Raw genomic sequence first — 16,377 nt, forward strand, 5'->3', positions numbered from 1 at the left:
TGTATTTGAAAATTAATATGCTTTGGCAAATACCACTCTTTCCTTCGAAGGGCTTCCGGAAAAAATGCATTTACCTTCTTCTTGAGGGTTATTCAAAAGAATGGTACGAATGGTTGCTTTTGTTTCTTCTTTAATCTTTAACTCAGTTTCAGGAGCTCCATCCCAATGGGCCATCACAAATCCCCCTTTTTCAATTTGTTCTTTAAATTCATCCCAGGTATCTACACTAAAAGTATTATTTTCTCTTAAATGTAAAGCCCTTTGATATAGATTATGCTGAATATCATCAAGAAGTTTCACAATAACATTTTCAATTCCTTCAATAGGAACAATTTCCTTATTTAGGGTATCCCTTCTTGCAATTTCGATGCTATTATTTTCCAAATCCCTTGGCCCTATTGCCAAACGAACAGGAACTCCCTTAAATTCATATTCCGAAAATTTCCAACCCGGTTTATAGGTATCCCTATTATCATATTTAACAGAAATTCCTTTTGATTCGAGGAGTTGCTTAATTGATTTGACTTTTTCATTTAATTGTTCAAGTTGTTCATCCGTTTTATAAATCGGGATAATAACAACCTGAACCGGAGCAAGTTTTGGAGGCAATACCAATCCTTTATCATCAGAATGCGACATAATCAAAGCCCCTATTAATCGTGTTGATACTCCCCAACTGGTAGCCCAAACATACTCTAGCTTATTTTCTTTTGATAAAAATTTTACATCAAAAGCTTTGGCGAAATTTTGGCCCAAAAAATGCGAGGTTCCTGCTTGTAAAGCCTTACCATCCTGCATCAAAGCCTCTATACAATAGGTATCGATAGCTCCTGCAAATTTTTCACTTTGCGATTTCATCCCTTTTAATACCGGGACTGCCATCCAGTTCTCAACAAAATTTGCATAAATATCCAATATTTTTAAAGTCTCTTCCTTCGCTTCCTGGCTAGTTTCGTGAGCAGTATGACCTTCTTGCCATAAGAATTCGGCAGTTCTCAAAAACAATCGGGTTCTCATTTCCCATCTAACAACATTTGCCCATTGGTTGATAAGTAACGGTAAATCACGGTATGACTGAATCCACTTTCTATAAGTATCCCAAATAATGGTTTCAGAGGTCGGTCTAATAATCAATTCTTCCTCAAGTTTAGCATCTTCATCTACTACAATGTCTTTTCCATTCTCAGATATCTTCAAACGATAATGTGTGACTACGGCGCACTCTTTGGCAAACCCTTCTACATGACTGGCTTCCTTATTAAAAAAGGACTTTGGGATAAATAAAGGGAAATATGCATTTTCATGCCCGGTATCTTTAAACATTTTATCCAAGGCGGCTTGCATCTTTTCCCAAATTGCATATCCATATGGTTTAATGACCATACATCCCCTAACAGCTGAATTTTCTGCTAAATCTGCCTTTACAACCAGTTCATTATACCATTGAGAGTAGTTTTCCTCTCTTGTTGAAAAATTTTTAGCCATATTTAATTTTGGTATAGTATTTGCTTAATTTTAGAGTGTTTAATAATGGCAAAAATACTAAAATAATTCTGTACATTAACACGAACGATTGAATTACAACAATATTAAAGGAGGGAAATACCATGAAAACCAAACTTACACTTCTAATTATTACAATCATTTTCCTATCTTCCTGCTCAACAACTTATTATAGTTCTATTCCGTATGATGATGTTTATTATAATGGACAAGATCAAAATAATAATACAGTAGCCGATAATAATGGCTATAATGAAGTTGAGGTTTATGAAGGAGAATATGATCCGGAATATGCAGAAGAAGGCCAAGATACAATATATTTAGACGAAAATCCGGAATATGGCCCGGACTTTAACTCATATTATAATTACTTATATACTGCAAGACTCCGAAGATTTCATCACCCATACAATAGTTTCGGCTATTATAATAACTACTATACCAATATGTATTGGTATGAGTCGAACCCATATTTATGGGGAAGCAGCATTTACTCAAACTTAGCATGGATGTACCCTTACGACAACTTTGGCTGGTATGGGAATTTCCATATAGGTTTAAGTTGGGGTTTTGGTGGTTATGGTATGGGTTGGCCCTATTATTATGGTTGGCCTCATTACGGAATTGGTTATTATGGGTACAATTATTATGGTTACGGATACGGTTATTATAATCCTTATTACTATACACAAGGTTATTATTACAATAGTCAGGATAGTTATTCGGAATATTATCGCCACCGTCCTAGTAATGGGCGAAATTATGACCGCTCTTCCAGAACGCAAGGCACTTTTGGTGAAATGTACGAGAAAAAATATTATGCTTCTCGAGAGGATCGAAACCCAAACAATGCCGAACGAACTAACAATAGAGACCCTAAGGCATTTACAAACAAATCACTAACTACAGGAACTCCTTCGACCGGAAGAAATCGTAGTAATACCACTATTGCCAATGGATCGGCCGGCGGTAATTTAAATCTTCCTTATAGTAGATTAAATAATGCTGATAGGTCAACTAATCAAGAAAAAACAACTATTCAAACTCAAAAATCGTATAGTAAACCTCAAGCAAATAGAAACAGCAGTATTATAAATTCTCAAAGAATTAACAATCAAAGCACAAATACTGTTAAAACCTATCAAAAACCCGTTTTAAAATATAGTAAACCAAATACCTTTAATTCACCAAATAATAGAAATACCAATACACGACAATATAGTACTCCTCCAAAAAGCATAAATTCGGGAGCTAAAATTGGTACTCCGTCAAATACAAGGCAGTCAACTAATACTGTAGGAAATTCTACAAGGAAAATAATCACTGCTCCTTCAAGATCAAGCAAGAATTATTCATCGCCTGCACAATCGAACGGAAGGCCAATCTCAATAACAAGACCATCCTCTTCAGGAAGTAGATCTTATTCAACTCCTAGCAGATCATCTGGTTCTTATTCAGCACCCACAGGATCAGGCAGTAGAAGTGTATCTTCAGGATCAAGTAGTGGATCATCGGTTCAAGGTTCATCTAGCAGTAGCTCATCATCATCTGGAAGTTCATCCGGAGGAGGATCAAGAGGTGAGAGAAAATAAAAATTCATCATTTTATAAATAGTCAAATACAAATTCGTTATGAGAAAGATAATATTTGCAATCATATTTTTCTTAGGGAGTACTGTTACATTTGCTCAAAGTGCGCTGGATGCACTACGATATTCATACATCTGGCATGGAGGGAATGCAAGATACATGAGTATGGGAGGAGCATTTGGAGCCTTGGGGGCCAATACTTCGGTTTTCAGCACTAATCCAGCAGGAATTGGATTGTTCAATAATCCTGAATTTAATATCTCTTCATCATTACTGAACTCAAAATCTGAATCAGTATATAATGGAGACAAAGGAACAGATTCACGCTTTAATACTTCGCTAGGTAATATAGGAATTGTTTTAACCAAAGAATATTTAAATATTCAGACCTATGGTAAATGGAAAAATGTTCAATTTGGCTTTGGCCATAATCAATTAAAAAACTTTAACCGATCGATTCATATTGTTGGGAATAACACCTCAAATTCAATTGCCGATATGTATGCTGAATTAGCAAATGGATCTAGTGTCCTGGAAATTGAAGATGATACTTATGGTGAATACACCTATGACCTAAACCCTGCGTGGTGGTCTTTTTTATTTAATAATATTGAAAACACAAACCAATATTATGGAAATACACCTCCCGGTGGCGTATATCAAAATAAATTTATTGAGTCATGGGGCTCTATGAATGAAGTCAGTCTTACTTTTGGAGCTAATTATGATAACAAACTTTATTTAGGTGCCACCATTGGAATCCTTTATTATAATTATCAGGAAAGAAGTACTTATACTGAAAATGCTTTAAGTTCTAATATTCCGAGCTCAACTTTTCGGTCCCTTGCAATTGAAGATAGATTAGATTCAAAAGGCACCGGTTTCAATTTTAAACTTGGCGCAATTTACCGCGCCAACGATTGGTTAAGGTTTGGCTTAGCAATACATACTCCTACTTATTTTGCTCAAATTCAGGATGAATGGGATATTTCAATAGGATCGACATGGGATAGTTATAGTGATACTACTGCCTATTCACCAGTTGGTTTTTACGAATATAATCTGACAAGTCCACTTAAAACCTTGGCCAGTGTTGCCTTTATTATTAAAAATTACGGACTTATTAGTGCCGATTTTGAAGTAATTGATTATTCGACTGCAAAACTTCAAGCACCTAATTATAATTTTGCATCAGAAAACGATGATGTTCGAATGACTTATACCGCCGCTGGTAATATAAAACTAGGGACTGAATGGCGGGTTAAAAACTTTAGCTTTAGAGGGGGGTTCAGTTACTATGGCAGCCCTTACAAGAAAAATATCAATGATGCCTCAGCTACTTCTTATTCATTGGGCATTGGATATAAAGAACGGAACTTTTATTTTGATGTTGCATGGGTAATTACAAATCAAAGTGAAGATTACTACTTGTACGGATATAAGAATGTAACCGCCAATAAAGCAGTAAATAGTTTTAATAATTCAAATTTCTTAATCACTTACGGTTATAGATTCTAGTCAAATTATATAAAAAAAGGGGCTGAAAATTCAGCCCCTTTTTTTATGAGTTCATTTTGCTATTCAACTGCCTCGGCAATTGCGTCGTCAACTAAAATTCGGCCACAATACTCGCATACTATGATTTTTTTATGCATACGGATATCCAATTGGTGTTGAGGAGGAATCTTGTTAAAACATCCACCACAAGAATCTCTTTCTATTTTTACAACCGCTAAACCATTTCGTGCATTTTTTCTGATTCGTTGATAAGCAACAACCATTCTTTCTTCAACAAATTTTTGGTTTGTTTTTGATTTAGTCAATAAATCTGATTCTTCATTTTCAGTATCAATAATAATATCCTCTAGCTCACTTTTCTTAATTGCCAAATCATTCTTACGTTCATCAAGAATCACTTGAGATTTTTTTATCTCAGCTTTAATATTTTCAAGTTTAAATGAAAACTCTTTTATTCTCTTTTCACTCAACTGAATTTCCAGATTCTGAAATTCTAACTCTTTGCTTATTGAGTCATATTCACGATTGTTCCGAACGTTCATTTGTTGCTCCTGATATTTTTTTATCATCGCCTGGCTTTCCTTAATAGCAGCTTCTTTTTCAACGATTTGATTGCTCAAAGAATCCAATTCGAGTGTATATTTTTCGATCCTTGTGTCTAAACCTGCTATTTCATCTTCCAGATCCTGAACTTCCAATGGCAACTCACCTCTAACAATGCGAATTTTATCTATATGGGAATCAATCAACTGAAGATTATAAAGTGCTCTAAGTTTCTTCTCTATTGTAACTTGAAGGTTATCTTCAGATTCATTTGAGAATACATAACCTGCTTGCTTGGTCTCTTCGCCGGCCACAGTTGGTTCTAATTCTGATTCATTATTTTTAGCTTCTGCTTTTGCCATAATAATTATATTTTTATTTAAAAGTAATTTATGGGGTTCGTATTTAGTCCCGAAATTTGGAGTGCAAAGTTAGGGATTTTTTCAATAAGTATTGTATGGATTAATTCTTTTGTAAATTGTTCACTTTCATAGTGTCCAATGTCGGCAATTATCAATTTATCTTCAGCTTCAAAAAAGTCGTGATACTTAATATCACCGGTAATAAAAATATCGGCACCACTTGATATTGCTTTCTTGATCAGAAAGCTACCTGCTCCTCCACAAACAGCAACACGCTTAATTGGTTTATCCAACAATTTACTATGCCTGATGGTGTGTATATTGAAAATATTTTTTAACTGATCCAAAAAAACTACTTCATCCAATTCTGTTTTCAATTCCCCAACTATACCTGAACCAAATTCCTGATATTGATTTTCAAGTTTAAAAATATCAAATGCCACCTTCTCGTATGGATGTGATGAAAGCAATGCATCAATTATTTTTTGTTCTTTATGAAACGGATAAATGGTTTCTATCCTGATCTCGGCTTCATAATGCAATTCATTTTTCGCTCCTACAAATGGGTTTGTTTCATCATTACCTTTAAATGTACCTGTTCCTTCAGAGTTAAAAGAACAACTATCATAATCCCCAATTTGGCCAGATCCGGCTTCAAATAAAGCATTACGCACCTTTTCAGCATAATTATGAGGACAAAAAGTGACAATTTTACGAAATAAGTCTTTCTTAGTATCCAGAACGGAAATATTTGTCAAACCAAGTTTTTGTGCAATCGTTCCATTCACACCCTGAATAATATTATCCACATTTGTATGCATGGCATAAACAGCAATATTATACTTTATCGCATCTACGATAATCCGTTCAACTGAATTTTTTCGATTAATTTTGTTGATCCCTTTAAAAATTAAGGGATGATGAGAAATAATCAACTCAAAACCTTTATCAATTGCCTCCTTTAAAACTCCTTCCGTAACATCTAGGCAAATCAATGCATTCTTAACTTCATCCTGAGGATGGCCAATAATTAACCCTGAATTATCGTAGCTTTCTTGCAAAGGAATTGGGGCATAGTCCTCTAAAATACTAATCAAACTTTCAATTTTCATTCTCTTGCTTATTCGGTTATATCAATCTTACAACTGATCTTTTTTAATTGTATCTTCCTGAATTTATCAAAGATATAACATTTATTACCCTATGTGAAACCAATGGAATTGAAATTTTGATTAATTTTATTGTTGTTGTTTTTTAAAATTTACTTTGTAATTTTAAGCTGTGAACATCATCAGAATAATTTTATTTCCGGTAGCTTGTCTATATGGGCTATTTATGGCCTTCCGAAATAAACTTTTTGACTGGGGGATTTTACCTTCGGAAAGTTTTAATATTCCTGTCATTTCTGTTGGAAACCTTTCGTATGGCGGAACCGGAAAAACACCTCATATTGAATACCTGATACGATTACTACAAGATAAATTTAAAATTGCAACATTAAGTCGTGGCTATGGCCGAAAATCAAATGGCTTTGTTCTTGCAAATAAAAAATCAACCTACTTCGACATTGGTGATGAATCACTTCAATACAAACAAAAATTTGATAAAATTGAAGTAAGTGTTGATGCTTATCGCAGAAGAGGAATTAAAATCCTAAAAAATTTATTTCCAAAACTAGGATGCATTTTGCTTGATGACGCTTATCAACATCGTTTTATAAAACCGGGATTATCAATCTTATTAACCGATTATCATAAACTTTTTGTAAATGATTACCCAATACCAACAGGTACCCTTCGTGAGTTCAGATCAGGGTTTAAAAGGGCTGATATTATTATTGTGACCAAAACTTTTTCTGTTTTCTCACCTATCACCAAACGCCGGTTAACTGAGTTAATCAAACCACTTAAGCACCAAAAATTATATTTCTCATATGTAAAAAATGGTGATTTCGTACCAATACCAGGCGTTAAACAAATAACCGAAAGAGCCAGATATAATACAATATTACTCTTTGCAGGAATTGCAAATTCATATCCGCTTCAGGAATATCTCAAAACATTTTGTAGTGAACTAATTACCATGAACTTTCCCGATCATCATAAGTATATACCAAAGGATATTGAAAAAATAAAACATACCTATGCCGAAATTTTTTCGAGGAATAAAATTATCATTACTACAGAAAAAGATGCCATGCGCATCATTAAAACTGATTTAATTAAACAAATAAATGATTTACCAGTATATTACACACCCATTGAAATCAAATTTCATGCAGGAGGAGAAACTGAAATAAATAATCAAATTTTAGAATATGTTAGCACGCATCCAGGAAACAGTAAATTATATAAACAGCCAATTTGATCATAAACCAAAAGTTGGGATCATCCTTGGAACCGGATTAGGAGGATTGGTAAACGAAATCGAAATAAAACACATAATTCCATATGAATCGGTTCCAAATTTTCCTGTATCAACAGTTGTAGGTCATCAAGGCAGGTTAATATTTGGAATTTTAGGTGGGAAAAATGTTGTTGCGATGCAAGGACGCTTTCATTATTATGAAGGTTATACAATGCATGAAGTTACTTTCCCCGTACGTGTGATGAAGTCTCTTGGGATTGATACTTTGATCGTATCAAATGCAAGTGGAGGAGTTAATCCTTCGTTTGAGGTAGGTGACATTATGCTGATAACCGATCATATTAACCTGATGCCCAACCCATTAATCGGAAAAAACTTCGACGAATTAGGCCTGCGCTTTCCGGATATGAGTGAGGTTTATGACAAGAACTTAATTAAAGAAGCAACTAAAATTGCACGTCATCACAATATCAAATACCAAAAAGGAATTTATGCAGGAGTTTCCGGTCCTACTTTTGAAACTCCGGCCGAATATAAATATATTCATACCCTTGGAGCTGATGCAGTTGGTATGTCTACAATACCGGAAGTGATCGTAGCCCGGCACATGAATTTGACCTGCTTTGCCATATCGGTTATCTCTGATCTGGGGATTGAAGGTGAAATTGTCGAAATTTCTCATCAGGAGGTAATTGATGCAGCAAGCACAGTCGAACCTAAAATGACCATTATTATAAAAGAACTTTTAGAAGCCTTATAAATTGGCTTATTTTGTTCCGGAATTAATTTCTCATGTCGGGTCAGATGAAAATTAGTATCATTGCAATAAATAATATTCAACTTGGAAATTTCTGAAAACATCGCATATAAAAACAAAGGCAAAATTTATTTTGCATCGGATTTCCATTTAGGCGTTCCGGATTATGAAAGAAGCCTGAAACGTGAAAAACTATTGGTTTCCTGGTTAGATGAAATTAAGGAAGATGCATCCATCATTTTTTTAATGGGCGATGTCTTCGATTTTTGGTTCGAATACAAAACAGTTGTTCCAAAAGGCTATGTCAGGCTTTTGGGTAAATTGGCAGAACTTAGTGATAAAGGAATCCAGATTCATCTTTTTAAAGGCAATCATGATATTTGGGCTTTCAATTATTTAACAAAGGAATTAAACATCAAGCTTCATCGCGAACCGATCATTACACAGTTTGGTTCAAAAATGTTTTATTTAGCTCATGGAGATGGCCTTGGACCGGGAGACAAAGGCTATAAATTTCTTAAAAAAGTATTTGAGTTTAAACCAAATCAATTCCTGTTTAAGTGGCTGCACCCTGATCTGGGAACCAGAATGGGATTGTATTTCTCTAAAAAAAGCAGAATTGCAAATATAGCACGAGATGGTAAGCCTGAAAACAAAATCCCGCTTGAGAAAGAGATGCTCTATATTTTTGCTTCCGATAAACTAAAAGAATTCCCTCACATCAATTATTTTGTCTTTGGGCATATGCATATCCCAACTCAGTATCCATTATCAAATAATTGCGAGCTGATTGTTTTAGGTGATTGGATCACCAATTTTAGTTATGCCGTTTTTGATGGTGAGAAGATGCAATTGAAATATTATACACAGGCTTAAATTTTCTTATCGAATAAGCTTATCATTCTTCCAAAAAATCGTTTTTCAAAATTCCAGAAAAATTTAAACTGTCCAAAGATAAATCCGTATATCAACAACAAAGCATTGTAGAGCGGTAAGGTTATTAAAAGAAATATCAGGATGGCAATCCACCAATTGTTTGAATGGTTCAAATTAATTAATTCCAGAATTAAGTCTTCAACGTAGAGTACAGAAAATCCGGTACACGAAAAAACGATCAATATGATAATAACCTGAAGACCTGATTGGATCCCCCAGCGTTTCTTAAGTTTTTGAATAAAATTCAGTGGCTCTGTCATCGAAAAAGTTGTTTTTAGTTGGTTGCAGCATCAGAAATAAAAATTATTATACCTTTACATTTACTACTTTAGTATCCTCATATAAAATTACAATATGAACAATAAATATCGGGTTTTTTTCGCAGCATTTGGGTTTTTATTAACCCTTTTCATGATTTGGTATTTTTCGGATATTGTCATCTATGTTATTATATCTGCCGTTTTATCAATGATCGGGCACCCGCTTGTTCGTCGCTTTGATAAAATTAAGTTCTGGAAATTTTCAATGCCCCACGGATTAAGTGCATTATTGGCACTGCTCATTATTTTTATTGCTTTTATCGGGTTTATTTGGTTTTTCACTCCGCTAATCCTATCACAAGCTCAAATGATTTCAAATCTTAATATTCCCGAACTTGTGAATTATTTTAAAGGACCCATTGATTCACTTAAGGAAACTCTAGCCCATTATAATGTTTTATCGGGCGACAAATCCATTGAAGGAGCAATTGAGACACAAATTCAATCGATGGTTAACATTGCCACCTTTTCAAGTCTGGCTCAAAACCTATTAAGCACAACCGGTGCATTGTTTATGGCCTTATTCTCCATTCTTTTTATAACCTACTTCTTTCTGCGTGAAGAAAAAATGTTTGAGAATCTTGTACTCCTACTAAGCCCTGAAAAATACATAGATAAAGTGAAACGTATCCTTGCTCAAACCAAATCACTTTTAACTCGCTATTTTATTGGCTTAATGATGGAAGTTTTATCAATGATGATTCTTATTACAGTTGGATTGTCTATTTTAGGAATTGAAGGAGCCCTTATTATTGGGTTTTTGGGAGGATTAATGAATATTATTCCTTACCTAGGACCAATTATCGGAGCAACTGTGGGTGTTGTTTTTGGAATTACAACATCTCTGAATATGGGAATTTATGATAAAATTGATTTTCTTGCCTTTGGTATTGTTGGAGTATTTGCAATTGCAAATCTATTTGATAACTTTCTGCTTCAACCGTTAATTTATTCAAATAGTGTGAAAGCCCGCCCAATTGAGATTTTTATTGTAATTATCATGGCTGGCAGTATGGCTGGTATTCCGGGAATGATGCTGGCTATTCCTTCTTATACTGTGATCAGGATTGTTGCAAAAGAATTTTTAAGTCAATCCAGAATTGTGCAAAAACTTACCGAGAAGTTATAAATAAAACCTCTTTCAAGGTTTTATACTTTCATAATATCATTTTCTTTTATATCCATAAGCTTATCAACTTTTTCGATAAATTTATTCGTAAGCTCCTGAATTATGTCTTGTGTTCGTTTTGCCTCATCTTCAGCTAGTCCTTCTTTTTCTAGTTGCTTGATATATTCATTTGCCGATCTTCTTGCACTTCTGATACTAATTTTTGATTTCTCAGCCTCAGCTTTAGCCTGCTTCACAAGCTCAAGTCTTCGTTGCTCTGTAATGGCTGGCACAAGAATTCTTAACACTTCACCTTCATTTGAAGGATTAAAGCCTAAATTTGCAGCCAGAATAGCTTTTTCGATATCGTGAAGGATAGATTTATCCCAAGGCTGAACTATGATTTGCCTTGGATCGGGAGTATTAATATTGGCAGTTTGAGCAATTGCAGTAGGTACACCATAATAATTGACCATTACACCATCAAGCATTTGCGGACTGGCTTTTCCTGCTCTGATCTTTTGAAACCCTTTTTCGAGGTGAAGCATCGCACCCTGCATGCTCTCTTCTGCTTCATCCAAACAAAATTGTACTTCTTCATTCATAATTTTAGTCTTAATTATTATTTTGCGGGGGCAAAATTAAAAAAATCTTTTAATCATGTTCAGTTTTTTACAATAGTCCCGATTTCTTCACCCATTAACGCTTTTTTCAAATTGCCTTTAGTATTCATATCGAAAACAAATATTGGCATTTTATTTTCCTTACATAAAGTAAAAGCGGTCAAATCCATAATTTTCAATTGCTTCTGATACGCTTCATCAAAAGAAATATTTTTAAACTTCTTAGCTTCCGGATATTTTTCAGGATCAGCATCATAGACCCCATCAACCCGAGTTCCTTTAAAAATGGCATCGGCATTAATTTCAATTGCCCTTAAAGCAGAGGCAGTATCAGTTGTAAAATAAGGGTTTCCGGTTCCTCCTCCAATAATCACGATCGTACCTTTCGATAAATATTCCTTAGCTATTCTTCCCGACATTGGCTCAGCAATGGGATCGATCGCCAAACCTGATAAAAGTTTGGTATTTTTTCCTTGCTCCTCAATTGCCGACTGAAGAGCCAAGCTGTTGATTACTGTTGCAAGCATTCCCATATAATCACCTTGTGCACGATCGAAACCCTGACCGGCTCCCTGAAGGCCACGAAAGATATTCCCTCCGCCAATAACTATAGCAATTTGAACCCCCATACTTGCCGCTTCCGCAATTTCTGAAGCATAGGTTTTTAATCGCACTTGATTAATGCCATATTGTTGATCACCCATTAAGGATTCCCCACTCAGCTTTAAAAGAATTCTTTTATATTTCATAAAAATGCCAAAATTTGAATTTTATATGGTCTTCAATTATTTTGAATACTGCAATGTATAAAAATTGAACTAGAATTTAGGATCAAAGGTTTCATAATTATTATCAAGCCTTCTAAACCGTACGAAAAGATTCCGAGCTTCAACAAACGAGTTGTTATTCGCCCAGAAATGATATGTAGTATCTGCGGCAAACCCGATTTGATACTTAGTTACTCCAAGTTGCCCAAAATCAAGAGTTGCTATATATAATGGATATTCACGTTCGATCCAAAACTTTGAACTGAATGCAGTAATTTTTTCAACTTCCCAAACCGAATTACTCTTAAATACGATTATCCCTTCATAGTTATTGAAAGTTCGTAAATTGAAATACAATTGGAATTCATCAGGCGGATAAATGATATCTTCCACACTAGAGTAAATATTTGATTCTTCATCAACCGGATTGTTCTTGAAACAAGTACTACTTGTCATTGCAAAAACAATGAAAAACAAAAGTGTTATTTTTACTATTCTTGTCATTGATTTATAAAAATACAAAATTATGCATTTCTACCATGACATTGTTTGTATTTTTTTCCACTTCCACATGGACACGTTTCGTTTCTACCAACTTTTTTCTCAACTTTTACAGGTTGTGTAACTGATTGTTGTTGAGTATCGCTATGTGCTTCTGAAAGCAGATCCTTACGTTCCTCTTTGTACTTACTCCTATCAGATTTTCCAATGTGGGCTTCACTTACACCCTTTGAATCAACAAGAGGAATATCTGCTTTTGTAAGAAAGGTAACAATATCATTATTAATCTTTTGAACCAGTGTTTTAAACAACTCAAAAGATTCGAATTTATAAATTAATAATGGATCTTTTTGTTCATAAGTCGCATTCTGAACCGATTGTTTTAAGTCGTCCATCTCTCGCAAATGTTCTTTCCATGAGTTATCCAGCATGGCAAGTGAAATTCCCTTCTCCATCGAAAGAACGACTTCACGTCCGCCATCGTTATAAGCACGCTTTAAATTTGCGATAACGTTCATGGTTTTACGACCATCTGAAAACGGAATGGCAATATTTTCGTAATGTGTATTCCTTTCAAAAACGTCTTTAATTACCGGATAGGCTTTTTCCCCGATATTTTTTGACTTCATTTCATAAGAGCTGTAAACATTTTCGAATAAAATCAAATTTGCTTCATCAGCCTTCATTGAAAGAAAATCTTTTTCGTTAAATGGCGATTCACATGCAAATGTCTTTAGAAGAGCCATTTCAAATCCTTCATAGTCACCAGATGACTGATAATCTGTAACTAATTGTTCCCCAACATCAAATATCATATTTGAAATATCTACACTTAGTCGTTCACCAAATAAGGCGTGTTTTCTTTTCTTGTAAATCACTTCACGTTGGCTATTCATTACATCATCATATTCAAGCAGTCTCTTTCTGATTCCAAAGTTATTCTCTTCAACTTTTTTCTGGGCACGCTCGATTGATTTTGTAATCATTGAATGTTGGATGACTTCGCCTTCCTTTAGGCCAAGTTTATCCATGATGTTAGCAATCCGGCCGGATCCAAACATTCTCATCAAATCATCTTCAAGTGAAACAAAAAACTGCGAACTACCCGGGTCACCCTGACGACCGGCCCTACCACGCAACTGCCTGTCAACCCTGCGAGAATCGTGACGCTCGGTACCGATGATGGCTAAACCACCTGCATCCTGTACGCCTTTTCCAAGCTTAATGTCGGTACCCCGACCAGCCATGTTGGTTGCAATGGTAACTGTTCCCGGCAAACCCGCTTCAGCAACGATATCAGCTTCCTTTTGATGCAATTTGGCATTTAAAACATTGTGTTTGATATTCCTTCGGGTAAGCATTCGGCTCAGCAATTCAGAAATTTCTACCGAGGTAGTTCCGACAAGTACCGGCCTTTTTGCTTTTATCAAACTATCAATTTCATCGATAACCGCATTAAATTTTTCACGGGTAGTTTTATATACCAGGTCTTCCATATCTTTTCGAATAACCGGCCTGTTTGTGGGGATCACAACCACATCCAATTTATAAATATCCCAAAATTCGCCTGCTTCCGTTTCGGCAGTCCCGGTCATACCCGAAAGTTTACGGTACATTCTGAAATAGTTTTGCAAAGTAATGGTGGCATAAGTTTGAGTAGCAGCCTCAACCTTTACATTTTCTTTTGCTTCAAGAGCCTGGTGCAAGCCATCTGAATACCTACGACCTTCCATAATACGGCCTGTTTGCTCATCAACAATTTTAATCTTATTATCGATGATAACATATTCGATATCTTTTTCGAAAAGTGCATACGCTTTCAACAACTGATTAACGGTATGTACACGATCAGATTTGATGGCATAATCGCGAAGTACTTTATCTTTTTTGTTCCGTTTTTTATTTTCAGTTACATCCTCTTTCTCAATTTCAGCCAATTCTGATCCAATATCGGGGAGCAAATAAAAGTCTTCTTCCTGATAAGATTCCGTCATCACATCAATCCCTTTTTCAGTGATATCAATAGTGTTTTGCTTTTCATCAATAACAAAAAACAATTCATCATCGATTAGGTGCATGTGCTTGGCCTGTTCTTGCAAATAAAAATTTTCGGTTTTTTGCATCAGGGCACGCATGCCAGGTTCACTTAAAAACTTGATCAGTGCTTTGTTTTTGGGTAATCCGCGATAAGCCCTGAACAATAATTCCCCACCTTTTTTCTCATCTTCGGCATTGGGAGTTCCTGTCAATAACTTCTTCGCTTCGGCTAGTATCTTAGTAACCAATGTTTTTTGGGCCGTATGCAATTTATGTACCGGAGGTTTCAATTCATCAAATTCCTGGATATCGCCTCGTGGCGTTGGACCTGAAATAATCAAAGGAGTTCGGGCATCATCAATTAATACCGAGTCGACCTCATCCACAATTGAAAAATTATGGGGCCGTTGAACCAATTCATCCGGATTACTGGTCATGTTATCTCTCAAATAATCGAATCCGAATTCATTGTTAGTACCGAATGTAATATCAGCCAAATAAGCTTTTCGTCGTTCTTCCGAATTTGGTTGGTGCTTATCGATACAATCGACTTTCAAACCATGAAACTCATATAAAACGCCCATCCATTCGGCATCACGTTTTGCAAGATAATCGTTAACAGTAACTACATGAACCCCTTTACCCGTTAAAGCATTCAGGTAAACGGGCAGTGTTGCTACCAGCGTTTTACCCTCACCGGTCCCCATTTCCGCAATTTTACCCTGATGCAAAATAACGCCACCAATTAACTGAACATCATAATGAACCATATTCCAGGTAATCATCGTACCCCCGGCGATCCATTTATTATTATAATATGCTTTATCTCCAACTATATTTATGCTTTCACGCTTTGCTGCCATATCCCGATCCCTTTGGGTGACAGTAACCTCAATTTTTTCATTTTCAAAAAACCTTTTTGCAGTTTCTTTCATCACAGCAAATGCCTCGGGAAGGATTTCATCAAGTATTTCCTGACTCTTATCGTAGCTTAGCTTCTCCAGTTTATCTAGGGTATCATACATTTTTTCCTTTTCCCCGACTGAAACTGTATCGCTCTCAATTTGCTGTCTTAACTCCTTGATTTGATTTTCTTCGGGCTCAATATAATCTTTTATTCTTTGCTTGAACTCAGCTGTTTTAGCTCTTAACTCATCATTGGATAATTTGGTAATTCCGGTGTAAGCTTCTTTAATTTTTTTAAGAGTAGGCGTTACCTCCCTAAGATCCCTATCAGATTTAGTTCCCAGTAAATTTTTTATCGCATTAAGCATAGTTGGTAATAATAAAGTTAAATAACAGCTAGATCAATAATCATTCCTGAGCCAATTCATTGCAATCTATGACAGATCGTCAGCACAGAATTTTTTTCAAAGCTTTTTTAATTGAATTCTTATAATTTATTCGAAACAAAAATAGTTTAAAATTCTTAATTATTGCTGATGA

Annotated in this window: 14 protein-coding genes; 6 read left to right on the forward strand and 8 right to left on the reverse strand. The window is 35.2% G+C overall.

The genetic code is table 11. The features are described 5' to 3' along the window. Positions 1-12: 12 nt before the first annotated feature. Positions 13-1,485: a proline--tRNA ligase gene (gene proS, locus KKG99_08345; GenBank protein MBU1013003.1), complete on the reverse strand. Its 1,473-nt coding sequence runs from the start codon at positions 1,483-1,485 to the stop codon at positions 13-15. Between the two features lie 122 nt (positions 1,486-1,607). Between proS and KKG99_08350 the strand changes: the two genes are divergently transcribed. Continuing rightward, complete coding sequence (locus KKG99_08350; protein MBU1013004.1) at positions 1,608-3,095, forward strand: hypothetical protein; 1,488 nt, start codon at positions 1,608-1,610, stop codon at positions 3,093-3,095. Between the two features lie 39 nt (positions 3,096-3,134). Then, entirely contained in the window at positions 3,135-4,610 is a 1,476-nt protein-coding gene (locus tag KKG99_08355; protein ID MBU1013005.1) for a hypothetical protein, read from the forward strand. Positions 4,611-4,669: 59 nt separating this feature from the next. Here KKG99_08355 and KKG99_08360 read toward each other — a convergent pair whose 3' ends face one another. Then, positions 4,670-5,515: a hypothetical protein gene (locus KKG99_08360; protein ID MBU1013006.1), complete on the reverse strand. Its 846-nt coding sequence runs from the start codon at positions 5,513-5,515 to the stop codon at positions 4,670-4,672. Positions 5,516-5,532: 17 nt separating this feature from the next. Then, complete coding sequence (locus KKG99_08365; protein ID MBU1013007.1) at positions 5,533-6,627, reverse strand: Nif3-like dinuclear metal center hexameric protein; 1,095 nt, start codon at positions 6,625-6,627, stop codon at positions 5,533-5,535. A 169-nt stretch (positions 6,628-6,796) separates the two neighbouring features. Between KKG99_08365 and lpxK the strand changes: the two genes are divergently transcribed. From lpxK to KKG99_08380, 3 genes are all read left to right on the forward strand, one after another. Beyond that, positions 6,797-7,882 (forward strand): tetraacyldisaccharide 4'-kinase, encoded by a 1,086-nt coding sequence (lpxK, locus tag KKG99_08370; protein MBU1013008.1) that lies wholly within the window; start codon positions 6,797-6,799, stop codon positions 7,880-7,882. Then, entirely contained in the window at positions 7,833-8,642 is an 810-nt protein-coding gene (locus KKG99_08375) for a purine-nucleoside phosphorylase (GenBank protein MBU1013009.1), read from the forward strand. Before lpxK ends, KKG99_08375 begins: the two co-directional genes overlap by 50 nt. A 99-nt stretch (positions 8,643-8,741) precedes the next feature. Next, positions 8,742-9,515 carry a UDP-2,3-diacylglucosamine diphosphatase gene (locus KKG99_08380; GenBank protein ID MBU1013010.1) on the forward strand — a complete coding sequence of 258 codons (774 nt, stop codon included), beginning with the start codon at positions 8,742-8,744 and terminating at the stop codon, positions 9,513-9,515. Here KKG99_08380 and KKG99_08385 read toward each other — a convergent pair. Then, on the reverse strand, positions 9,512-9,835 hold the full coding sequence (locus tag KKG99_08385; protein MBU1013011.1) for a prolipoprotein diacylglyceryl transferase: 324 nt from the start codon (positions 9,833-9,835) through the stop codon (positions 9,512-9,514). The two genes, KKG99_08380 and KKG99_08385, sit on opposite strands and share 4 nt — an antisense overlap. Before the next feature lie 94 nt (positions 9,836-9,929). Between KKG99_08385 and KKG99_08390 the strand changes: the two genes are divergently transcribed. After that, complete coding sequence (locus KKG99_08390) at positions 9,930-11,024, forward strand: AI-2E family transporter (protein MBU1013012.1); 1,095 nt, start codon at positions 9,930-9,932, stop codon at positions 11,022-11,024. A gap of 20 nt (positions 11,025-11,044) precedes the next feature. Here KKG99_08390 and frr read toward each other — a convergent pair whose 3' ends face one another. The 4 genes from frr to secA all read right to left on the reverse strand — a co-directional run bounded on the left by frr (position 11,045) and on the right by secA (position 16,205). Next, the gene (gene frr / locus KKG99_08395) at positions 11,045-11,608 is read right to left on the reverse strand and encodes a ribosome recycling factor (GenBank protein ID MBU1013013.1); all 564 of its coding nucleotides are present in this window, start codon (positions 11,606-11,608) and stop codon (positions 11,045-11,047) included. Between the two features lie 59 nt (positions 11,609-11,667). Then, positions 11,668-12,375, reverse strand: coding sequence for a UMP kinase (gene pyrH / locus KKG99_08400; protein ID MBU1013014.1), 708 nt, complete (start codon positions 12,373-12,375; stop codon positions 11,668-11,670). A 69-nt stretch (positions 12,376-12,444) separates the two neighbouring features. Further along, the gene (locus KKG99_08405; protein MBU1013015.1) at positions 12,445-12,897 is read right to left on the reverse strand and encodes a hypothetical protein; all 453 of its coding nucleotides are present in this window, start codon (positions 12,895-12,897) and stop codon (positions 12,445-12,447) included. 20 nt (positions 12,898-12,917) lie between these two features. Next, complete coding sequence (gene secA, locus KKG99_08410) at positions 12,918-16,205, reverse strand: preprotein translocase subunit SecA (GenBank protein MBU1013016.1); 3,288 nt, start codon at positions 16,203-16,205, stop codon at positions 12,918-12,920. Positions 16,206-16,377: the final 172 nt, after the last annotated feature.

Source organism: Bacteroidota bacterium (assembly GCA_018816945.1).
Taxonomy (GTDB): domain Bacteria; phylum Bacteroidota; class Bacteroidia; order Bacteroidales.